The sequence below is a fragment of the Burkholderia singularis genome, assembly GCF_900176645.1.
Taxonomy (GTDB): Bacteria; Pseudomonadota; Gammaproteobacteria; order Burkholderiales; family Burkholderiaceae; genus Burkholderia; species Burkholderia singularis.
This window is the reverse complement of record NZ_FXAN01000106.1, coordinates 104,324-124,470: the sequence shown is the minus strand read 5'-3', so window position 1 is coordinate 124,470 and position 20,147 is coordinate 104,324. Positions and strand designations below refer to the sequence as shown.

Sequence of the window (20,147 nt, the reverse complement as noted above, 5' to 3'; positions counted from 1 at the left end):
CAGTCGGTTATACGAGATGCAAGCCGATGATCTGCTTATGTAAACCTGGGTTATCCACAGAAATTTGCGTGGTTTGTTAACTTCTACTACATATATATACAGGTAAACCACAACCCTTAAGACATCCACTGCTTGCGCGCCTGGCCGGCTGCACCAAATCCGGACCGGACCGCAACAGCTGTGGCACAATCGGTCACCTTCACGCAGGTCATGGCGTTTTGCCACGCTTGCATCAACGGAACGGTCGGCGCGAATCCGAATCTGATAGTCGAGCGCGCTTTCCATTCACACACGCCAGGCCGACCCCAGATCGGTCAAGGCCCGACTGAGCATCACGCTGCTATCGGCGGCGCGGGCTTACCCCATGTCCTGCCGGTCATCCGGAACAACGAACAACCGGGCAACCGCATTCAGCGCGCATCATTCGCTCGACTCGCTCGATCCGCGTCGCCGGAGGAGGTTGCCTTCCAAAGGAGAAGTCACCACGATGAAGTCAGCGTTTTCGTTTCTACCCAATTGGCCGCTCGCCCCGGATGCGGTTTTCTGGGCCGGTTTCGCGCTTTTCGCGGCGGGCCTGTGTGGCGAGCTTTGCTATCGCGCGTGGCGCTTGCCGCGAATCACCGGTTATGCGGTGATCGGACTCATCGCCGGCTCATTCGGCTTCGGTGTGATCGACGCGAGCACCGACGACACGTTGCGGCTGCTCATCAATGTCGCGCTCGGATTGTTGTTGTTCGAACTCGGCAGCCGTCTCGATCTGCGCTGGATCCGCCGTAATCCGTGGTTGATCGCTTCAAGCCTTGCGGAGGCCACGCTTACGTTCGTACTCGTGCTCGCGGTGTTGTTGCTGCTCAAGGTGCCCGGAATGATCGCGATCGTGGTCGCCGCGGTCGCGATTTCGACATCGCCCGCAATGGTGATCCAGTTGAAGACGGAACTGCGCGCGGAAGGGCAGGTGTCGCAGCGGCTTATCACGCTGTCGGCGCTGAACAGCGTTTATGCAGTGGTCCTGACGAAACTCGTCACGAGCTGGCTGCATCAGGAAGCCTACGGCAATGTGTTCGCAACGATCCTGCAGCCGATCTATTTGCTTGCCGGCTCGCTTATCGTCGCGTATCTGTTTGCGCGCGCGTGCAATTTCCTGTTCAGGCACGTTACGTCGACGATGCGCGACGAGCACTCGTTCGTGGCACTGTTCGGGCTCGTCGTGCTTGCGATCGCGGTCGCTCAGGCGCTGAAACTGTCGACCATGCTGACACTGCTGCTGGCCGGCATCATCGTGAAGAATCTCGAAGCGCGGCCGCAGCTTTGGCCCGAGCATTTCGGCACGGCCGGCTGGCTGCTGACCGTCATCCTGTTCGTGCTGACGCTCACGTCGTTCGAATGGCACGACGTAGTGACGGGCGGCGTCATTGCGGCCGCGCTGATCGTCACGCGCTTCGTCGCGAAACTCGTCGGCGTGCTCGCGTTCGCCAAGCCAAGCGGACTCGGCGTCAAGCAGGGCGTCGCGCTTGGTTTTTCGCTCGTGCCGATGTCCGCGCTCGCGTACCTGCTCGTCGACGATACTTACCAGCTCTACCCGAATTTCGACCCGCTGCTGCGCGAGGTCATCATGTGCACGATTGTCGTGCTGCAACTGGTGGGGCCGCTTTTCGTCTATCGCAGTTTGTCGACCGTCGGCGAGCGGCGCGATGCCAATTGATCCGCGCCGCGCGTTTTTTTGCTTCGTTATCCGGAACTCGTCATGGCACTCGAAACCTTCGTCAATTCCGAACCGTTCACGTTCGGCGTCGAGCTTGAAATCCAGATCGTCAACACGCACAACTACGATCTGACGAAAGCGTCGTCTGATCTGATGCGGCTCATCAAGGATGCGAAGTTTCCCGGCAACATCACGCCCGAGATCACCGAAAGCATGATCGAACTGTCGACCGACGTATGCCGGTCGCACGATCAGGCATTGAGCGAACTGTACGCGATTCGCGACACGCTCGTCAGCGCGGCCGACCAGCTCAACGTCGGCCTGTGCGGCGGCGGCACGCACGCTTTCCAGCAGTGGAGCGAGCGGCAGATCTTCGATGCACCGCGCTTTCAATACATCTCCGAGCTGTACGGCTATCTCGCAAAACAGTTCACGGTGTTCGGCCAGCACGTGCACATCGGCTGCCCGGATGCCGACAGCGCGCTGTTCCTGCTGCACTCGATGTCACGTTTCATTCCGCACTTCATCGCGCTGTCGGCATCGTCGCCGTATGTGCAGAACGTCGACACTGGTTTTCATTCTGCACGCCTGAATTCCGTATTCGCGTTCCCGCTGTCGGGCCGCGCGCCTTTCGTGCTGTCGTGGAGCGACTTCGAGGAATACTTCACGAAGATGGTCAACACCGGCGTCGTCAACAGCATGAAGGATTTCTACTGGGACATCCGCCCGAAGCCCGGTTACGGAACAATTGAAGTTCGCGTGATGGACACGCCGCTGTCTGTCGATCGCGCTGCTGCGATCGCATGCTATATCCAAACGCTCGCACGCTATTTGCTGCTCGACCGGCCGCTCAAGCTTTCCGAAGACGACTATCTCGTCTATACGTTCAACCGTTTCGAAGCGTGCCGATTCGGACTCGACGGCACCTGCGTCAACCCGCAAACAGGCGAACGGCAAACGATTGCGGAGGATATCCTCGACACGCTCGACAGGATCGCGCCGCATGCCGCTGCGCTCGGCTCGCGTGCGGCGCTCGACGAGATCGGCGCGCTCGCGAAGGCGCGCGTCAACGATGCGACATGGTTGAGAACGGTTTTCAAGCAGGAAAAATCGTTGAACGAAACAGTGCGCCAACAGTGTCTGCGATGGAGAGAGTGAAAAAACAGTTTTTCTGATCGAGGACACGATCGGTGCGGGCGGGTGTAGGTTTACTAAGCCGTATACCGTATGTAAACGTAGTAATAGTTAACAAGCACCGGGCAGTTCTGTGGATAACCTTCGATTTCACCGCAAAGTCAAAGACCTGTGAACTGGACAACAATGCGGATCGGACAAGGGATGCCAGAGAATGGTTCGGGATGGAAAGAGGCCATGCGCAGTCGGTAGCCGGGTTGTCAAGAAGTGGTGCACAGTCAGTTCGAGTTGTTATTCAGCGGTTGTTCACAGGTTGAGTGGGATAACTTAGCTGTGCGATTTTCCGCTCTCGCTTAGAATGTCAGCTTCGTGGAGGTTGGCTCCGACGGGAGCCGAAGCCGCGTACAGGTTCGCAGCGTGTGCCTCGCGGCGAACATGGCGGACGCGCTGTTCTGGCGCGCCGTTTTTTTGAGTCAGAGACCGAGACCTGGTCTCCCCACAAACGGCCGCCTCAAGAAGACGGCCGGCAACAGCGAAAAGACTATGAGCGAAGGTGTTTACGGGAATCAGGCTGCGGGGCGCGTGACCCACAGTCTGTTGCGGTTGGGCACGGCCATGCGTAGCCAGGCCTGGGATTGGGCGGAAGGCGCGGGGCTGACGCCAACACAAGGTGAAATCCTTGTGCTGCTTTTGCAGCGCAAGGGGCCGATGCGTCTCGGTGAGATCGCGCGTGAAACGCAATTGACCGCGGCGACGACGAGCGACGCGGTAAGCACGCTCGAGCACAAGGGGCTCGTCGAAAAGCGTCGAGCGCTCGACGATGGCCGTGCGCTCGCCGTGCGCTTGAGCGCGCGCGGCCGCACGGCGGCAAAAAAAGCGCTGCAGTGGCCGGACTTTCTGTCAAAGGCGATTGGCGCGCTCGGCAGTGACGAGCAAGGCTTGCTGTATCGCACTTTGCTGAAAACATTGCGCGAGCTGCAAATCAACGGCGATATTCCGCCGCATCGAATGTGCGTGACTTGCAAGCACTTCCAACCGGGCAAGCAGGGGCGCAAGCTCGGATATCGTTGCTCGCTGCTCGATCTGATGATGACCGACGCCGATTTGCGCCTCGATTGCACGGTGCACGAGGAAGCGGACGTCGCAACGCAGAAAAAGACCTGGAAGATTTTCGCGCAGGCCTGATGCTGCGCGCCGAGCGCAATACCGTTCGAGCCGGAGGCCTCTGATGAAGGGTGAAGTCGTTGCTGTTCGTCACGTGCATTTCGAGGATCTCGGCAGTTTTGAACGGGGGCTCGGCGAGCGCGGCCGCCGGGTGCGATATGTCGACGTCGGCAGCATGCGCATCGAGGCGCTCGACGCGCTCGAGCCGTCGCTGCTGGTCGTGCTCGGCGGGCCGATCGGCGCATACGACGATGCGCGGTATCCGACAACCCGTGTGCTGGCCGAGTTGATCGGCAAACGCATCGATGCCGGATTGCCGACGCTCGGCGTGTGTCTCGGTGCGCAGTTGATCGCGCGCGCGCTTGGCGCACACGTGTATCCGGCGGCGCACAAGGAGATCGGCTGGACACCGCTTGCGCTGACGGAGGCGGGGCGTGCGTCGCCGCTGCGCCATGTTGACGGTGCGTTGACGTCGATGCTGCATTGGCATGGCGACACGTTCGATCTGCCGGCAGGCGCGGTTCATCTTGCATCGACGCCGGCGTGCCGCAACCAGGCTTTCTCGTGGGGCACGTCTGTGCTCGCGCTGCAGTGTCATCCGGAAATCCGGGTGGATCATTTCGAGCTTTGGCTGATCGGCCATGCCGCTGAGATCGCGGCTACGCCTGGAACCGATATCAAACGTTTGCGCGAAGCAGCGGCGCAACTGGGACCGACGCTCGAACGCGCGGCGCATAAGATGTTTGGCGAGTGGCTCGATTCAGTCGGGTTGTGACGAGGTAGCCGGACCGCCGGTTCTCGCCAATGCCAATGTAGGCAGTACGAAATCACGCCGATTGGCGTGTCCCATCGCTTGTCACGCACGCCGTTCATTGCCGCGTCGCGGCCGGCAAGCCGTTTGAGCGCATGCTAATCTCATCGGGTTCTCTATTTCGCGAGCGGCCATTCGATGAGCGCCTTGTTTTCTCCATTCACGCTGCGCGGCGTGACGCTTGCCAATCGCATCGTGATCTCGCCGATGTGCCAATACTCGGCCGAGCATGGCAGGGCCGGCGCGTGGCACCTCATCCATCTCGGCCACCTTGCGCTGTCGGGCGCGGCAATGTTGTGTCTCGAGGCGACGGCGGTCGAACCGGACGGCCGCATTTCCCCGGCCGATCTCGGTTTGTGGGACGACGCAACCGAAGCGGCACTCGAACCCGTGTTGGCGGCGATCCGCCGCTATTCACCGATTCGCGTCGCGATCCAACTGTCGCATGCGGGCCGCAAGGCGTCGAGCGACGTGCCGTGGAACGGCGGCAAGCTCATTGCGCCCGAAGCCGGCGGCTGGCGGCCATTCGCACCGTCCGGGCTGGCTCATCGTGAAGACGAGCCGCCCCCGCACGTGCTCGATGCGACAGGGCTCGAGCGCATTCGACGTGCGTTCGATGCGGCCGCGCGGCGCGCGGCGCGTCTTGGCATCGATGCAATCGAAGTTCATGCGGCGCATGGCTATCTGCTGCACCAGTTTCTTTCACCGCTTGCGAATCAGCGCACCGATGCCTACGGCGGCTCGCGCGAAAACCGGATGCGCTTTGCGCTTGAGATCTTCGATATCGTACGCGCGGCGTTTCCGCAAGACCGTCCGGTCGGTGTGCGAGTCTCCGCGACCGACTGGGTGCCGGGCGGTTGGGAACTTGACGATACGATTGCGTTCGCGCACGAACTGAAAAAGCATGGATGCGATTGGATTGACGTGTCATCGGGCGGCGTGTCGCCGCGGCAGAAGATTCCGCTGTCGCCCGGTTATCAGGTGCCGTTTGCGCAGGCCGTCAGGCACGCGGTTGGTTTGCCGACGATCGCGGTCGGCCTTATTTCGGAGCCCGAACATGCAAATCGGCTGATTGAAACGGGCGATGCCGATTTTGTCGCGATGGCGCGCGGGATGCTTTACGATCCGCGCTGGCCCTGGCACGCGGCGGCCAAGCTCGGCGCGACGGTCGACGCGCCGCCGCAATACTGGCGCTCGCAACCGCGCGATCAAAAGATGCTGTTTGGCGAGGCGCCGTTCGGGCAGCGTTGACGCGCGGCGAACGGCCGATCGCCGCCGCGCCGAACGATTGATGCGCATTGCATTTCCATTCGAGTTGAACGATGCAATCCTGACCGTGTAGCATTCGATGATTCGCCGCTCGCCGGTGTGCGCAGCGCGTGCACGGTGCGCGGGCGGGCGAACCGGCGCGGCCCGTTGCCGTGTCGGAGCATCGCTTCAATTTCAGCTTATCTCACAAAGGATTCGTTCGATGAGTTCACGCAGGATCGTGGTGCGCCTCTCCGGCGTTCACGGCAAGGGCGTATTCGCCGCAGTACCGATCAAGTCGGGGGAGCGCGTGGTCGAATACAAGGGCGAACGAATCTCGTGGAAAGAGGCGCTGCGGCGTCATCCGCACGATCCGGATCAGCCGAATCATACGTTCTACTTCGCACTCGACAACGGCGGCGTGATCGACGGCAAGATCAACGGCAACAGCGCGCGCTGGATCAATCACTCGTGCGCGCCGAACTGCGAGGCTGAGGAGATCGACGGGCGGGTGTTCATTCGCGCGTTGCGCGACATCAGCGAGGAAGAGGAACTGTTCTACGACTACGGACTGGTGATCGACGCACGCCTGACGAAGAAGCTCAAGCGTGAATATGCGTGCCATTGCGGTGCGCCGACGTGCCGAGGCACGCTGCTCGCAGCAGTGGAAGACGACAGCGGCAAGAAAAAGAAGAAGGCGAAGAAGGGCGGCAAGGACAAGAAGAAAAAGAAGGCGTGATACGCGAAGACGGTTGCGGGCGGCCGGCGCAATCGTGTGCAACCTGATGGGCTGGCCGCCGCGCGGGCGTTTTCATGTTTGTGCCAGGCTGGCCTTCGTGTGGTCGAACGGCTCAAACGGAAGCCGCCGGCGATTCCGAAACATGCGGCGACGGCACGGATGGCGTTGCGGCAAGCGGTACGCGCACGATGAAGCGCGAGCCGCCGCCGGCGGCGTCCGCATACGAAACGGTTCCTCCATGCATCGCGACGATGTCGTGAACGATCGCAAGACCGAGTCCCGCGCCCGATTCGACACCGCCTCCGTTTTGCGCATCGCCACGGAAAAAGCGTTTGAAGAGATCGGCTTGCTGGCCGGCCGGCACACCGGGGCCGTTGTCTTCGACGACGATCTCCGCGGCTGGCTTGTCGCCGCCGCGTTCGATCCGCGAGACGTTGACGGTGATCCGCGCGCCTGCCGGCCGTGAGAGCGGCACGTATTTCAACGCGTTATCGAGCAGATTGGCGATCACTTCGCGCAGCAGCACCGGATTGCCGCGAATGACCAGCGGCTCGTCGTCGGCACGACCGTCGCCGCGCTGGAAGCCGAAATCGACATGCGCGGCGAGGGCGCGCGGCACCCATTCGGCGCCGGTCTCGAACGCGAGGCCGGCGAGATCGACATCGACGAAGCGCGCAGCCTGTTCGCCCGGCTCCGCGCGCGCAAGTGACAGAAGCTGATTCGACAACCGCACCGCGCGGTCAGCGGCCGAGCGCAGCTCACGCACCGCGTTGAGCGCCTGTTGCGGCTCGCGCGCGACGGCAGCCTGCTCGGCGTGCAATTTGATTGCGGTGAGCGGTGTGCGCAACTGGTGCGCGGCGTCGGCAATGAACTTGCGCTGGGCGTCGAGCGCGGTTTTCAGACGGCCGAGCAGGGCGTTCATCGCGTTCGTGAGCGGCTGAATTTCGAGCGGCACCTCGGTTTCGTCGACGGGCTCGAGCGACGTATGCGTTTGGCGGTTCAGCGAATCGGCCAGATGCGTGAGCGGGCCGAGCTGCTGATTGACGACGCGCCATACGATTCCCCAACCGGCGAGCAGCAGCAGCAGCAACGGCATCATGATCGCGACAAGGAACTCGGCTGCGATCCGGTAACGGTAACGAACCGGCTGCGCGACCTCGACGAGCATTGGATTGCCGCCTTCCAACGGTTGTTCGACACGGATCTGGGCGACACGCACCGCCTGGTTGTCGTAGTCGGCCTCGAACACATACGCAATATGCATCCGGCGCACGCTCGTGCCCTGTAGCGGTAGCTTCGGATCGCCGGCGAGTTCGTGCTCGCCGTCGCTGATCCGGTAGATCAACTGCTCGTTGGGATCGGAAAACATCGCTTGCGCGAGCGGCGGAACCGTGAACGGCGCGTCCGGGCCTGCGATCTGGATCTGTTTCGAGATCGCCGTGGCGAGATCGGCAAGCGAACGGTCGACGACGTGCTGCGTGTATTGCCACGCGAGCCAGTATGCGATGAGGCCGCTCATCAATGCGAGCATCGATAGCGGCGCGGCGAGGCGCCGCAGCAAGGTGCGGCGCAGACTGGTCGGCACGGCCGGTTCAGCGGACATCGCGCAAAAGCATGAGAAGAGCGCCGCTTCGCGAAGCGGCGCGGGCAGGGCGGAGGATCACCGCGCGTGGCCGCGCAAGCGGTGAGGTGTCAGACAAGCGTTCAAACGCTCGCAGTCTGGCGAATTTCCTGCAACAGATAACCGAAGCCCCGCACGGTCACGATTTCGACCCGGCATTGTTCGAGCTTCTTGCGGACCCGGTGCACGTAAACTTCGATCGCGGTGTCGCCGAGATCGCCGCCGAAATGCGTCAGGTGATCCTGCAATTGCGCCTTGCTGACGACGCGCCCGTGGCGCAGCAGCAGCATTTCGAGCACCGCGAATTCGCGCGGCGACAACTCGAGCGGCTTGTCGTCGTTGAAGATGCGGCGATCGACGCCCGACAGGCGCACGCCGCCAAGCGATACTTCCGGGCGCGGCATGTCGCTGTGCGGGCCGCTGCGGCGCATCACCGCGCGGATGCGCGCTTCGAGTTCGGCGGGCTCGAACGGCTTGAGCATGTAATCGTCGGCGCCGGAATTGAGACCTTGCACGCGGTCGTTCAGCTCGTCGCGCGCGGTCAGCACGATTACGGGCGTGTGACGATTGATCTGGCGAAAGCGCGACAGGAGCGTCATGCCGTCGATACCGGGCAGGCCGAGGTCGAGAATCACAAGCTCGTGACGGTTTTGCGCGAGCGCCTGCTCGGCAAAGATGCCGTCGTGAACCATGTCGACGGTGAAGCCCGCTTGTTCGAGGCTGCTTTGGATGCCACGTGCGATGGGGCGGTCGTCTTCAATCAGAAGGAGTCGCATGAGATTCGCTCAAGTACAATAGGTTGGCGGTTCAGGCACGCAAGGCAGCACGACGCCATTTCCACGAAAAACGTCGCATGCGGGCCGGTAAGCGGAGCCGCCAGCAACGAATCCTCGATCATGTCCGATATTTCGATTCACGAACTCGAAGCCGCGATCAATTTCTGGCGTATCCGCTCGCCGTCGAGCGGCGACGAACTCGAACTCTGCAAAGAGGCCAGCGCGCTTTCCAAACCGTATGCGCTGTTGATTGTACAGCGCCAAAGTGCACTGCGACTGGAGGGATTGGACCCTAAAGCGCGCAGTGCTTGGGAATCTTACGTTCACCTTAAAAACAGTTTGGAAAGCTGAAGGCTTTCGCTTTATTCAGCATAGAAAACGCGGGTTGAAAGCGTTACGTTGACGAACCAGTTTTCGAAACTCTATTCGGATTATTACGCAGTCTTTGCGTGCCGGCCCGCTTCCTCGATGAAATGCGCGAGTTTGATGTCGCGCTCGGTGAGGCCGTGCGCGTCGTGCGTCGACAGCGTGATATCGACCTGGTTGTAGACGTTGAACCATTCGGGATGATGGTCCATTTCCTGCGCCTTGATTGCCACGCGCGTCATGAAGCCGAATGCCTCGTTGAAATCGGCGAAGCGGAAGCTGCGCTGAATCGCATCGCGGCCGGGAACGGCCACCCAATGAGGCAGGTTTTCCAGTTGCGTCTTGCGTTCTTCCGATGTCAGCTTGTGAACCATTTTTCTTACCTCGTCCGGTGGCGGCGCAGCCGCGCGCGGTCGCGCGACGGGCGCCGTACCGGCCATTCTTTCATATTTGCGCTCAAACGTCCGGGTCCGTGGCCCAACCTTGTCCCGTACCGCGCGTAATGACGCGGTCACTGTCGAGTATCGCGCCCGCCGGATGCTCAGGTGCGCCGGCGAGCCGGGCGGCAAGATCGGGCGCGTTCACGTCGGCAAGCGCGAACAGCTGAGCGAAGTCGTCGATCACGAAGTATGTCTTTTGGAACGTGTCGATTCGGTAACGGGTTCGCATCACGCGCTCCAGATCGAAGCCGAGCCGGTTCGGCGCGGCGCTCTCCAGGCTGTAGTGCGTCTCGCCGCTGCTCGACACGATGCCTGCGCCGTAGATCCGCAAGCTGCGGTCGCCCGCGTGACGGATCAGGCCGAACTCGACCGTATACCAGTAAAGGCGGGCAAGCAGCGTAAGTGCGAAGGGATCGTCGGCGGCTGCGAGCGCGGTGCGACCGTATGCATGCATGTAGTCGGCGAACACCGGATCGATGAGAAGCGGGACGTGGCCGAATAGATCATGAAAGCAGTCCGGTTCTTGCAGATAGTCGAGCTGGTCGGCACGGCGCATCCACCAGGTCACCGGAAAGCGGCGGTTTGCGAGGTGCTCGAAGAACACGCGGTCCGGCACGAGGCCCGGCACCGCGACGATCTGCCAGCCGGTCGCGGGCTTCAGCGCGCGGTTGACGTCGACGAACAGCGGCACCCGGTCGGCGGGCAAATTGGTGCGCGCGAGGCCGCTGACGAAGGCATCGCACGCGCGATCGCGAAGGAGCGCGACCTGACGCGCGTAGAGTTGCCGCCATACCGCGTGATCGGCTTGGCCGTAGCGGCCGAACGGCTGGTCGATCGTGAAATCCGCGCGGGTTTCGAGACCCGCGTCGAACTGTTCCTTGAGCTTCGCGGTGACGGCGGTGGACATGATGGGCGCTGACCTTGCATCGGTTCATTCGGTTTCGATAGGTGCAAGTGTAGAGCGGCCTATGCGCGGATTGGGCGCAAAATTTTTGAATTCACGATATTCAATGCAATAATCGCGCATTGAATCATAAATTCTCGCGGAGAATTTTCATGGTGGATCTCGATCATTTCGATTTGGCGTTGCTCGCCGTATTGCAGCGTTTCGGCCGGGCGACGCATCAGCAGCTCGGCGAGGAAGTACCGCTGTCGCCGTCGCAGATCGGGCGGCGGTTGCAGCGGCTGGAGGCGACGGGCGTGATCGACGGCTATCGGGTCGTGTTGCGGCCCGAAAAGCTCGGGCTCGGCGTCACCGCGTTCACGAGCCTGAAGCTCAAACATCACGGCGACTCGATCATCGAGCAGTTTCAGCAGCAGATCGACGTGTTGCCCGAAGTGCTCGAGTGCCATGCGGTGGTGGGCGACGCCGATTATCTGTTACGGATCGTCGCGCCGGATCTGAATGCGCTGTCGTCGTTCGTCATGAAAAAGCTGATGCGGGTGCCGGGCGTTGACAGCGTGCGTTCGAACATCGTATTGACGACGTTCAAGCGCAACGGGCCGCTGCCGCTCAGTCATCTGGAATCGGGCGCGCCGGCGGCGTGACGCGAAGCGGCCACGCCGGCGCGATATGCGATGCGCGGCGGCATGGCTGAGCATGTGCTGCTTTTCGCGATGCATTCGCTGCGCGGCGCGCGCCGGCGCGAGTTGTCGTTCCTCCGCTACGCTGCCGCGGGTGGCGGCCGGCGGCCTGCCGCGCATGGCGGAGCCGCTCGCGATAACGCATTACGCAGGTGTTTTGGTTTGTGCGTTGAGCAGATCGACATAAGCAAGCGCGACGAGATCGTCGCTCGGCACGCCGAGCTTTTCGAACACCGTGTGCGCTTCCGCGTGGCCGCCTTCCTCGTCGTCGTCGGGCGCGAGCACGACTTCGAGTTCGACGAAATCGCCGAGGCCGTCGACGCGATCGAGATGAATCCGCGTGCGGCCCGCCAAATAGACGTGCCGCTCTTTCGTCACGATGCCGCGCGTGGTCAGCGCGGTTGCGAGCAGCGAGTGCATCGCATCCGGGTTGGTTACCGGGCTGCGTGTGTAGTACGACGCCTTCGGGCCGTCCTGATCGTCGCGCTGGTAGAAGATCAGTTCGGCGGGTGTGCCGTCTTCGAAGCGGCGCAGCTTCAGGCGGCCGCGCGGGACGTCATAGAAGAAATCCTGTTGACGGTAGAAAAGCGGTGCGTCGGTCGCGAGTGCGGCGGCGCGTTCGCGGATCTGCTCGAATTCGCGCGCGCGGGCTTTGATCTCGATGTTGCGGGCCATGCGTGTCTCCTTCTGGGAAAGGCATTTGCGGGTCCGGACGAACCATCCAGAACCCTCATTCTATCGGCGGGCAGCGGCGCGAGCGCGAAAGCGATCACAAGCGCGTCGTGCGCCCGTGTGCAGCCGCCCGGCGGATATCCGGCCGCAGCACATTTGCAGGGGGCTGCCGAGGTGGCTCGTCTCTTCAGGCCCTCGTGTCGCGCCGTTTGACGGGATGCGTTGCCGACGCGTCGCGCAACGGCGCCGCGCCATTGGCGCGAACTGGCGTTAAACCGCCCACTGTTCGTCGACAAGCCGCAACGCGGCCGCAATTGCCGGCTCGTCGCATCGTTCGGCAAGCGCGACGAACGTCAGCTCGGCCGGCACCGATACGTGCTCGACGATCGCCAATGCATGCGCGTGCGCTTCGCGCAACGCAACCGAATCGCGCGCGAGCGACAGCCCTACGCCCGATTTGACGAGATCGAGCATCGACGTTTCTTGATCGACTTCAGCCACTTTGACGGGCTGCACGCCCGCGTCGGCGAAGCGGCGCGAGAGCAGCCGATGATGCGCCGACGCCGGGGGCGTCCAGATCCACGGTAGCGCGGCAAGCTCGCGCCACGAGCGCGTGCGCTGCACGCGTTCCTTCCAACCGGCGGGCGCAAGCACGCGGTAACGGAATTGCGTGAGTGTCAGCGTATGGAAGCGTCCGGCTTCGCGCGGATCGTCCTCGTCAGGCCGGCCAATGTAGTAGCCGACGTCGAGTTCGCGGGCGCGGACCTGATCGAGCACCCAGCCGGACATGCCGTGCCGCAACGCGGTTTCGATCTGCGGATAGGCTTCGACGAGCCGTTTCAGAAAGCCGCCGAGCCGCAGGAATTCGGGGTCGAGAATCGAGCCGATCCGCAACCGGCCGCGCACCTCGTGCTTGAGCGCGGAGGCGGCGCGCGCAACGTCGGCGGCGGCGTCGAGCGCGCGCTCCGCGTGCGGCAGCAGTGCTTGGCCATCGCGCGTGAGCACAAGCCCGCGCGATGTCCGCTCGAACAGCGTGATGCCGAGCGCATCCTGCAGATTCTTGATTTGCAGGCTGACGGCGGGCTGCGTCAGGTGCAGCCGGGCGGCGGCACGTGTCAGATTGCCTTCGCGCGCAACCGCGACGAAGGCGCGAAGCAGTATCAGATCCATCGAGCAATATTAGCGCGGCTTATATTGCATTTGAGGATAACTCATTGGATCGGGAGCGGCCGCCGCAGGTACGCTTCGTCTTCGAAGCACGCGCTTGCGTGCAGGGCGCAAGCCGAGCAAACGGAACGAACGGAGAACGGAGGAAGGCATGACAATCAGCCCCGCGAACGACGCGCGCGTGCGCGCATTGGCGCATTTCATCGGCGGCCGCGCTGTGGAAGGCGCGAGCGATCGCTATAGCGACGTGTTCAACCCGGCCCTTGGCGTGGTGACGGCCCGCACGCCGCTCGCGAGCACGGCCGAAGTGGACGCGGCCGTCGCCGCCGCGCACGCCGCATTCGCCGCCTGGAGCGAGACGTCGCCGCTCAAGCGCGCACGCGTGATGTTCAAGTTCAAGGAGCTGCTCGAGCGTCATCACGACGAGCTTGCCGAGCTGATCAGCCGCGAGCACGGCAAGGTTTTCTCGGACGCGCACGGCGAAGTGATGCGCGGCATCGAGGTGGTCGAATTCGCTTGCGGGATGCCGAATCTGCTGAAAACCGATTTCACCGACCAGATCGGCGGCGGGATCGACAACTGGAACCTGCGTCAGCCGCTTGGCGTCGTTGCCGGCATCACGCCGTTCAATTTTCCGATGATGGTGCCGTGCTGGATGTTCCCGATCGCGATCGCATGCGGCAACACGTTCGTGCTCAAACCGTCGGAGCGGGACCCGTCGGCGTCGGTGCGGCTCGCCGAGCTGTTGAAGGAGGCGGGGCTGCCCGACGGGGTGTTCAACGTCGTGCATGGCGACAAGACGGCCGTTGACGCGCTGATCGCGCATCCGGATGTCGTTGCGTTGTCGTTTGTCGGATCGACGCCGATTGCAGAGTACATCCACGCGGAAGCTTCCCGGCGCGGCAAGCGCGTGCAGGCGCTTGGCGGTGCGAAGAATCATCTCGTCGTGATGCCGGATGCGGACCTCGAGCAGGCGGTCGATGCGCTCGTCGGTGCCGCGTATGGATCGGCGGGCGAGCGCTGCATGGCGATTTCGGTCGCGGTGGCGGTGGGCGGCGTGGCCGATGCGCTCGTCGCCAAGCTTGCCGAGCGCGCGAAGGCGCTGAAGATCGGCAACGGCATGGACGCGGGTGTCGAAATGGGCCCGCTCGTGACGGCCGCGCATCGTGCGAAGGTGGCCGCATACATCGATGCGGGCGTGGCCGAGGGCGCAACGCTGGTGGTGGACGGGCGAGGGCATGTCGTCGATGGTTACGAGGGCGGCTTTTTCCTCGGCGGTACGTTGTTCGATCACGTCAAGACCGACATGTCGATCTATCGCGAGGAAATCTTCGGACCGGTGCTCGCGGTCGTGCGGGTGCCGGATTTCGCGAGCGCGGTGGCGCTGATCAACGCGCACGAGTTCGCGAACGGCGTGTCGTGCTTCACGTCCGACGGCGGCGTCGCGCGCGCGTTCGCGCGGCAGATCCAGGTCGGTATGGTCGGTATCAACGTGCCGATTCCGGTGCCGATGGCCTGGCATTCGTTTGGCGGCTGGAAGCGCTCGCTGTTCGGCGATCACCACGCTTACGGCGAAGAGGGCGTGCGTTTCTACACGCGCTACAAGAGCGTGATGCAGCGTTGGCCGGATAGCATCGCGAAGGGAGCGGAATTCACGATGCCCGTGGCGAAGTGACGCCGAAGCGATTTGCGCGATGCCGCGCGGCCTCCGTTCGGGCGCCGCGCGGTCTATGCTTGAGTGGCACGTGCCGTCGCGCGCCACGCGATACGGAGGCGGCGGTTCGCGCGAGCCCGCCGCAGCGAAAATCAGACCGGAAACCGGGATCGAGGAGACACGACGATGGTGGCAGAACGCACGCCCGAGGGCGAATTCGATTACGTGATCGTCGGTGCGGGCACCGCGGGCTGCGTGCTCGCGAGCCGGCTCAGCGAGGAGCGCGACGTGTCGGTGCTGCTGATCGAGGCGGGCGGCAACGACGATTACCGATGGATTCACATTCCAGTCGGCTATTTGTACTGCATCGGCAATCCGCGCACCGACTGGCGCTACAAGACCGAGCCCGAAGCGGGATTGAACGGCCGCGCGCTGTCGTATCCGCGCGGGCGCGTGCTCGGCGGCTCGTCGTCGATCAACGGGATGATCTACATGCGCGGCCAGCGCGGCGACTACGACGACTGGGCGCGCGTGACGGGCGATGACGGGTGGTCGTGGAACGCGGTGCTGCCGATCTTCAAGCGCAGCGAAGATCATCACGCAGGCGCGAGCGACGCGCACGGCGCGGGCGGTCCGTGGCGCGTCGAAAAACAGCGGTTGCGCTGGGAGATTCTCGAGGCGTTTTCGCAAGCGGCGCAGCAGACCGGCATCTCGGCGACCGACGATTTCAATCGCGGCGACAATGCCGGCGTCGGTTATTTCGAAGTCAACCAGAAGCGCGGCGTGCGCTGGAATGCATCGAAGGCGTTTCTGCGCCCGGCACTTGCGCGGCCGAATCTCACCGTAGTAACGGGCGCGCAGGCCGAGCGGCTCGTGTTCGACGCACGGCGCTGTGTGGGCGTCCAATACCGCCGCGACGACGGTTCGCGCTGTGTCGCGCGCGCGCGTGCGGAAGTGCTGCTTGCGTCGGGCGCGGTCAATTCGCCGCAGTTGCTCGAGCTTTCCGGCATCGGCGACGGTGAGCGGCTGCGCGCGCTCGGCATCGAAGTTGCGCACGCGTTACGCGGCGTCGGCGAGAATCTTCAGGATCACTTGCAATTACGCATGGCGTTTCGCGTGCGCGGGGTGCGCACGCTGAACACGCTCGCCGCGCATTGGTGGGGCAAGCTGATGATCGGCGCGCAATATGCGTTGACGAAAAGCGGGCCGATGTCGATGGCGCCGTCGCAATTGGGCGCGTTCGCGAAATCGGACCCGCACGACCCGGCGCTCACGCGGCCCGATCTCGAGTATCACGTGCAGCCGTTGTCGCTCGAGCGCTTTGGTGAGCCGCTGCATCGCTTCAATGCGTTCACCGCGTCGGTCTGCCATCTGCGGCCGACTTCGCGCGGCAGCGTTCACGCGGTATCGCCGGATCCGGCCCGCGCGCCGGCAATCGCACCGAATTATTTGTCGACCGATCATGACCGCCGCGTTGCCGCGAATGCGCTGCGGCTGACGCGCAGGATCGCGGCCGCGCCTGCGCTCGCGCGGTATGCGCCCGAGGAAATCTTGCCGGGTGCGCATTATCAGAGTGAAGAGCAACTGATCGAAGCGGCCGGCGCGATCGGCACGACGATTTTTCATCCGGTGGGCACATGCCGGATGGGCCGCGCCGACGATCCGGACGCCGTCGTCGACAGCCGCTTGCGCGTGCGGGGCGTGACGGGGCTGCGCGTCGTCGATGCATCGGTGATGCCGGTAATCACGTCGGGCAACACGAATTCGCCGACGCTGATGATCGCGGAGCGCGCAAGCGACATGATCCGCGCGGATCGCCGCGGCGTGACACAGCGCGATGACGCGGCGACATGGCCCGAAACCGCGACGCCGATTTGAAAACGGCGTGATCCGCCATTGAAATCCTCGGTCAATAAAAAATCGTCAATAAAATGCAATAAAAAATCGGCTGAGGGTTAACCCAAAAGCACGGGGACGCATTCGGTAAAACGCACGCGGCGCGTGGCTGGGCAGGCATTGACGATTGCCGCACCCTATAAGTGCAAATCCCAATGAATGCACTGCACCAACGGCGCGACAATGACACGCATTCCGAATCCGCGGCTTGCTTCGAGGAGACCAGTCTCGATGCGACACATCAAGCTCGGGGGCAGACTCATACCCGCTGAACGCTTCGTGGCCGTTTGAGCGATATCGCCCGGCGCTTCGCCTCAATTCGCAGGAAGGGAACATGATTCTCGGCGACACGATTCTCGAAACGCGGGAACTCACGAAGGAATTCAAAGGCTTCGTTGCCGTCAACGGCGTGAACCTGCGCGTGCGGCGAGGCTCGATCCATGCGCTGATCGGACCGAACGGCGCGGGCAAGACCACGTGTTTCAATCTCCTGACCAAATTCCTGAAGCCCACCGCGGGCCAAATCGTCTACAACGGCATCGACATCACCGACGAGCGTCCCGCGCAGATCGCGCGGCGCGGCGTGATCCGCTCGTTTCAGATTTCCGCGGTGTTTCCGCATCTAAGCGCGCTGCAGAACGTGCGGATCGGCCTGCAGCGCTCGCTCGGCACGGCATTCTGTTTCTGGCGCAGCGAGCGCTCGCTGAGGCAACTCGATGATCGTGCGATGGATCTGCTCACGCAGGTTGGCCTGTCCGATTTCGCGCATGTGCCGACGGTCGAGCTTGCGTATGGCCGCAAGCGCGCGCTCGAAATCGCGACGACGCTCGCGATGGAGCCCGAACTGATGCTGCTCGACGAGCCGACGCAGGGGATGGGACACGAAGATGTCGATCGCGTGACGGCGCTCATCAAGAAGGTCGCGAGCGGCCGCACGATTCTGATGGTCGAGCACAACATGAACGTGATCGCGGGCATCTCCGATACGATCACGGTCCTGCAGCGCGGCGAGGTGCTGGCCGAAGGCACGTATGCGGAGGTATCGAAAAATCCGCTCGTGGTCGAGGCGTATATGGGCAGTACCGACGCGGCGCTGGCGGGAGCGCACGCATGAATCACAGCGAACGGGAAGAGCGGGCGCTGAAGAGCGCCGAAGGCGGCGCGCCTGCGCTCGACATCGCAGGGCTCGAAGCGTGGTATGGCGAATCGCACATTCTGCATGGCGTCGATCTGACGGTGCGCCGCGGCGAGGTCGTCACGCTGCTTGGCCGTAACGGCGCCGGGCGCACAACGACGCTGCGCGCGATCATGGGCTTGACCGGCAGGCGCAGCGGTTCGATCAAGGTCGCGGGCCACGAGACGATCGGATTGCCGACGCACAAGATCGCGCATCACGGTGTCGGTTATTGCCCGGAGGAGCGCGGCATCTTCTCGAGCCTGTCGTGCGAAGAGAATCTGCTGCTGCCGCCTGTCGTCGGCGCGCGTGCGCATGCGATGGCTGTCGACGATATCTATCGGATGTTTCCGAATCTTGCGGCGCGGCGTGCGAGCCAGGGCACGCGGCTGTCGGGCGGCGAGCAGCAGATGCTCGCGATTGCGCGCATCTTGCGCACGGGCGCGAACCTGCTGCTGCTTGACGAAATTTCCGAGGGGCTTGCGCCCGTCATCGTGCAGACGCTCGCCGCGATGATCGTCACCCTGAAGGCGCGCGGCTACACGATCGTGATGGTCGAGCAGAACTTCCGCTTTGCGGCGCCGCTCGCCGACCGCTTTTACGTGATGGAGCATGGGCGCATCGTCGAGCATTTCGGCGCAGCCGAACTTGACGGCAAGATGCCCGCGCTGCACGATCTGCTCGGCATTTAGCGATGGTTCGTATCAAGACGGCCCCGGTGCGGCGCTTGCCGGCCGCGCGGGCGGCCCCGATGTGCGACGCTGGAACTCGATAAAGACAATACCGATCAGGAGACTTGAATGAAATTCAAAACCCTTGCTTACGCGTGTCTAATCACCGCCGCGTGGTTGGCGCAAGCCGCGCATGCCGCGGATACCGTGAAGATCGGCTTCATCACCGATATGTCGGGCCTGTACGCCGATATCGACGGCCAGGGCGGCCTGGAGGCGATCAAGATGGCGGTGGCCGATTTCGGCGGCAAGGTCAACGGCAAGCCAATCGAGCTTGTCTATGCCGATCACCAGAACAAGGCCGACATCGCGGCGTCGAAGGCGCGCGAATGGATCGATCGAGGCGGCGTCGACATGATCGTCGGCGGCACGAACTCGGCGACCGCGTTGTCGACGAACCAGGTTGCGGCGGAAAAGAAGAAGGTCTACATCAATATCGGCGCGGGCGCGGATACGCTGACGAACGAGCAGTGCACGCCCTACACGATCCACTATGCATACGACACGATGGCGCTCGCCAAGGGCACGGGCTCGACTGTCACGAAGCGCGGCGGCAAGACGTGGTTTTTCCTGACCGCGGATTACGCATTCGGCAAATCGCTCGAGAAGAATACGAGTGATGTCGTCAAAGCGAACGGCGGCCAGGTGCTGGGCGAAGTGCGCCATCCGCTGTCCGCGTCGGATTTTTCGTCGTTCCTGTTGCAGGCGCAGGGCTCGAAGGCGCAGATTCTCGGTCTGGCGAACGCGGGCGGCGACACGGTCAACTCGATCAAGGCGGCCAAGGAGTTCGGCATCACGAAGACGATGAAGCTCGCGGCGCTGCTCGTCTTCATTGATGACATTCACAGCCTCGGCCTCGATACGACGCAAGGTCTCGTACTCACCGATAGCTGGTACTGGAATCGCGATCAGGCGTCGCGGCAGTGGGCGCAGCGTTACTTCGCAAAAATGAAGAAGATGCCGTCGAGCCTGCAGGCGGCGGATTATTCGGCGGTGACGACGTATCTGAAGGCCGTGCAGGCAGCGGGTTCGACCGATTCGGACAAGGTGATGGTGCAGCTTCGCAAGGCGAAGATCGACGATTTTTACGCGAAAGGCTACGTTCGCGCGGACGGCAGTATGATTCACGACATGTATTTGATGGAGGTGAAGAAGCCGTCCGAATCGAAAGAACCTTGGGATTACTACAAGATCCTCGCGACGATTCCGGGCGAGCAGGCGTTCGCGACGAAGCAGGAGACGCGTTGCGCGTTATGGAAATAGACCGT

At 62.8% G+C, this 20,147-nt stretch carries 19 protein-coding genes and 1 pseudogene; 13 read left to right on the top strand and 7 right to left on the bottom strand.

Translation table 11 applies throughout. From position 1 onward, the window contains the following. Positions 1 to 487 precede the first annotated feature (487 nt). Together BSIN_RS22095 and BSIN_RS22090 are read left to right on the top strand one after the other, a co-directional pair. Entirely contained in the window at positions 488 to 1,702 is a 1,215-nt protein-coding gene (locus BSIN_RS22095) for a cation:proton antiporter (protein ID WP_059517056.1), read from the top strand. 42 nt (positions 1,703 to 1,744) lie between these two features. Next, a complete protein-coding gene (locus BSIN_RS22090; protein ID WP_089342020.1) occupies positions 1,745 to 2,860 on the top strand; it encodes a YbdK family carboxylate-amine ligase in 1,116 nt (371 codons plus the stop codon). Between the two features lie 303 nt (positions 2,861 to 3,163). On the opposite strand, the pseudogene BSIN_RS22085 reads toward BSIN_RS22090, so the two are convergent. Then, positions 3,164 to 3,427, bottom strand: a pseudogene (locus BSIN_RS22085) (diguanylate cyclase). Here BSIN_RS22085 and BSIN_RS22080 point away from each other — a divergent pair. The 4 genes from BSIN_RS22080 to BSIN_RS22065 all read left to right on the top strand — a co-directional run bounded on the left by BSIN_RS22080 (position 3,380) and on the right by BSIN_RS22065 (position 6,798). Continuing rightward, a complete protein-coding gene (locus BSIN_RS22080; RefSeq protein WP_089341995.1) occupies positions 3,380 to 4,021 on the top strand; it encodes a MarR family winged helix-turn-helix transcriptional regulator in 642 nt (213 codons plus the stop codon). The pseudogene BSIN_RS22085 and the gene BSIN_RS22080 sit on opposite strands and share 48 nt — an antisense overlap. Positions 4,022 to 4,064: 43 nt before the next feature. Beyond that, positions 4,065 to 4,775, top strand: coding sequence for a glutamine amidotransferase (locus BSIN_RS22075; protein WP_089341994.1), 711 nt, complete (start codon positions 4,065 to 4,067; stop codon positions 4,773 to 4,775). 174 nt (positions 4,776 to 4,949) lie between these two features. Continuing rightward, positions 4,950 to 6,062, top strand: a complete 1,113-nt coding sequence (locus BSIN_RS22070) for an NADH:flavin oxidoreductase/NADH oxidase (RefSeq protein WP_089341993.1) — start codon at positions 4,950 to 4,952, stop codon at positions 6,060 to 6,062. Positions 6,063 to 6,282: 220 nt separating this feature from the next. Then, positions 6,283 to 6,798 carry an SET domain-containing protein gene (locus BSIN_RS22065; protein WP_089341992.1) on the top strand — a complete coding sequence of 172 codons (516 nt, stop codon included), beginning with the start codon at positions 6,283 to 6,285 and terminating at the stop codon, positions 6,796 to 6,798. A 112-nt stretch (positions 6,799 to 6,910) separates the two neighbouring features. On the opposite strand, the gene BSIN_RS22060 is transcribed toward BSIN_RS22065, so the two are convergent. After that, the gene (locus tag BSIN_RS22060) at positions 6,911 to 8,401 is read right to left on the bottom strand and encodes a sensor histidine kinase (protein ID WP_069235088.1); all 1,491 of its coding nucleotides are present in this window, start codon (positions 8,399 to 8,401) and stop codon (positions 6,911 to 6,913) included. Positions 8,402 to 8,502: 101 nt separating this feature from the next. Then, the gene (locus tag BSIN_RS22055; RefSeq protein ID WP_059517045.1) at positions 8,503 to 9,195 is read right to left on the bottom strand and encodes a response regulator transcription factor; all 693 of its coding nucleotides are present in this window, start codon (positions 9,193 to 9,195) and stop codon (positions 8,503 to 8,505) included. Between the two features lie 120 nt (positions 9,196 to 9,315). On the opposite strand from BSIN_RS22055, the gene BSIN_RS22050 reads away from it, so the two are divergent. After that, positions 9,316 to 9,546 carry a DUF3717 domain-containing protein gene (locus BSIN_RS22050; RefSeq protein ID WP_089341991.1) on the top strand — a complete coding sequence of 77 codons (231 nt, stop codon included), beginning with the start codon at positions 9,316 to 9,318 and terminating at the stop codon, positions 9,544 to 9,546. 83 nt (positions 9,547 to 9,629) lie between these two features. On the opposite strand, the gene BSIN_RS22045 is transcribed toward BSIN_RS22050, so the two are convergent. Continuing rightward, entirely contained in the window at positions 9,630 to 9,935 is a 306-nt protein-coding gene (locus BSIN_RS22045) for a 4a-hydroxytetrahydrobiopterin dehydratase (RefSeq protein ID WP_059517897.1), read from the bottom strand. 82 nt (positions 9,936 to 10,017) lie between these two features. Continuing rightward, positions 10,018 to 10,908 (bottom strand): phenylalanine 4-monooxygenase, encoded by an 891-nt coding sequence (gene phhA, locus BSIN_RS22040; protein WP_089341990.1) that lies wholly within the window; start codon positions 10,906 to 10,908, stop codon positions 10,018 to 10,020. 149 nt (positions 10,909 to 11,057) lie between these two features. On the opposite strand from phhA, the gene BSIN_RS22035 reads away from it, so the two are divergent. Continuing rightward, positions 11,058 to 11,549, top strand: a complete 492-nt coding sequence (locus BSIN_RS22035) for an Lrp/AsnC family transcriptional regulator (RefSeq protein WP_059517039.1) — start codon at positions 11,058 to 11,060, stop codon at positions 11,547 to 11,549. 180 nt (positions 11,550 to 11,729) lie between these two features. Here the strand turns inward: BSIN_RS22035 and BSIN_RS22030 are convergent, their stop codons facing one another. Both BSIN_RS22030 and BSIN_RS22025 read right to left on the bottom strand, forming a co-directional pair. Next, on the bottom strand, positions 11,730 to 12,260 hold the full coding sequence (locus BSIN_RS22030; protein ID WP_059517037.1) for a class IV adenylate cyclase: 531 nt from the start codon (positions 12,258 to 12,260) through the stop codon (positions 11,730 to 11,732). A gap of 267 nt (positions 12,261 to 12,527) precedes the next feature. Then, positions 12,528 to 13,427 (bottom strand): LysR family transcriptional regulator, encoded by a 900-nt coding sequence (locus BSIN_RS22025; protein WP_059571452.1) that lies wholly within the window; start codon positions 13,425 to 13,427, stop codon positions 12,528 to 12,530. 148 nt (positions 13,428 to 13,575) lie between these two features. On the opposite strand from BSIN_RS22025, the gene BSIN_RS22020 reads away from it, so the two are divergent. The 5 genes from BSIN_RS22020 (at position 13,576) to BSIN_RS22000 (ending at position 20,142) form a co-directional block, all read left to right on the top strand. Beyond that, positions 13,576 to 15,099, top strand: a complete 1,524-nt coding sequence (locus BSIN_RS22020) for a CoA-acylating methylmalonate-semialdehyde dehydrogenase (protein ID WP_089342019.1) — start codon at positions 13,576 to 13,578, stop codon at positions 15,097 to 15,099. A 165-nt stretch (positions 15,100 to 15,264) separates the two neighbouring features. After that, the gene (locus BSIN_RS22015; RefSeq protein ID WP_089341989.1) at positions 15,265 to 16,956 is read left to right on the top strand and encodes a GMC family oxidoreductase; all 1,692 of its coding nucleotides are present in this window, start codon (positions 15,265 to 15,267) and stop codon (positions 16,954 to 16,956) included. Positions 16,957 to 17,308: 352 nt separating this feature from the next. Then, positions 17,309 to 18,088 carry an ABC transporter ATP-binding protein gene (locus BSIN_RS22010; RefSeq protein WP_059517031.1) on the top strand — a complete coding sequence of 260 codons (780 nt, stop codon included), beginning with the start codon at positions 17,309 to 17,311 and terminating at the stop codon, positions 18,086 to 18,088. Next, on the top strand, positions 18,085 to 18,840 hold the full coding sequence (locus tag BSIN_RS22005) for an ABC transporter ATP-binding protein (protein WP_089341988.1): 756 nt from the start codon (positions 18,085 to 18,087) through the stop codon (positions 18,838 to 18,840). The genes BSIN_RS22010 and BSIN_RS22005 overlap by 4 nt, the downstream gene beginning before the upstream one ends. 108 nt (positions 18,841 to 18,948) lie before the next feature. Further along, positions 18,949 to 20,142: an ABC transporter substrate-binding protein gene (locus BSIN_RS22000; RefSeq protein WP_089341987.1), complete on the top strand. Its 1,194-nt coding sequence runs from the start codon at positions 18,949 to 18,951 to the stop codon at positions 20,140 to 20,142. The last annotated feature ends 5 nt before the right edge of the window (positions 20,143 to 20,147 follow it).

Excerpts from the sequence above, each read along its gene's own strand:
- BSIN_RS22095 (WP_059517056.1), top strand. The coding sequence starts at position 488 with ATGAAGTCAGCGTTTTCGTTTCTACCCAATTGGCCGCTCGCCCCGGAT.
- BSIN_RS22090 (WP_089342020.1), top strand. The coding sequence starts at position 1,745 with ATGGCACTCGAAACCTTCGTCAATTCCGAACCGTTCACGTTCGGCGTC.
- BSIN_RS22080 (WP_089341995.1), top strand. The coding sequence starts at position 3,380 with ATGAGCGAAGGTGTTTACGGGAATCAGGCTGCGGGGCGCGTGACCCAC.
- BSIN_RS22075 (WP_089341994.1), top strand. The coding sequence starts at position 4,065 with ATGAAGGGTGAAGTCGTTGCTGTTCGTCACGTGCATTTCGAGGATCTC.
- BSIN_RS22070 (WP_089341993.1), top strand. The coding sequence starts at position 4,950 with ATGAGCGCCTTGTTTTCTCCATTCACGCTGCGCGGCGTGACGCTTGCC.
- BSIN_RS22065 (WP_089341992.1), top strand. The coding sequence starts at position 6,283 with ATGAGTTCACGCAGGATCGTGGTGCGCCTCTCCGGCGTTCACGGCAAG.
- BSIN_RS22060 (WP_069235088.1), bottom strand. The coding sequence starts at position 8,401 with ATGTCCGCTGAACCGGCCGTGCCGACCAGTCTGCGCCGCACCTTGCTG.
- BSIN_RS22055 (WP_059517045.1), bottom strand. The coding sequence starts at position 9,195 with ATGCGACTCCTTCTGATTGAAGACGACCGCCCCATCGCACGTGGCATC.
- BSIN_RS22050 (WP_089341991.1), top strand. The coding sequence starts at position 9,316 with ATGTCCGATATTTCGATTCACGAACTCGAAGCCGCGATCAATTTCTGG.
- BSIN_RS22045 (WP_059517897.1), bottom strand. The coding sequence starts at position 9,935 with ATGGTTCACAAGCTGACATCGGAAGAACGCAAGACGCAACTGGAAAAC.
- phhA (WP_089341990.1), bottom strand. The coding sequence starts at position 10,908 with ATGTCCACCGCCGTCACCGCGAAGCTCAAGGAACAGTTCGACGCGGGT.
- BSIN_RS22035 (WP_059517039.1), top strand. The coding sequence starts at position 11,058 with ATGGTGGATCTCGATCATTTCGATTTGGCGTTGCTCGCCGTATTGCAG.
- BSIN_RS22030 (WP_059517037.1), bottom strand. The coding sequence starts at position 12,260 with ATGGCCCGCAACATCGAGATCAAAGCCCGCGCGCGCGAATTCGAGCAG.
- BSIN_RS22025 (WP_059571452.1), bottom strand. The coding sequence starts at position 13,427 with ATGGATCTGATACTGCTTCGCGCCTTCGTCGCGGTTGCGCGCGAAGGC.
- BSIN_RS22020 (WP_089342019.1), top strand. The coding sequence starts at position 13,576 with ATGACAATCAGCCCCGCGAACGACGCGCGCGTGCGCGCATTGGCGCAT.
- BSIN_RS22015 (WP_089341989.1), top strand. The coding sequence starts at position 15,265 with ATGGTGGCAGAACGCACGCCCGAGGGCGAATTCGATTACGTGATCGTC.
- BSIN_RS22010 (WP_059517031.1), top strand. The coding sequence starts at position 17,309 with ATGATTCTCGGCGACACGATTCTCGAAACGCGGGAACTCACGAAGGAA.
- BSIN_RS22005 (WP_089341988.1), top strand. The coding sequence starts at position 18,085 with ATGAATCACAGCGAACGGGAAGAGCGGGCGCTGAAGAGCGCCGAAGGC.
- BSIN_RS22000 (WP_089341987.1), top strand. The coding sequence starts at position 18,949 with ATGAAATTCAAAACCCTTGCTTACGCGTGTCTAATCACCGCCGCGTGG.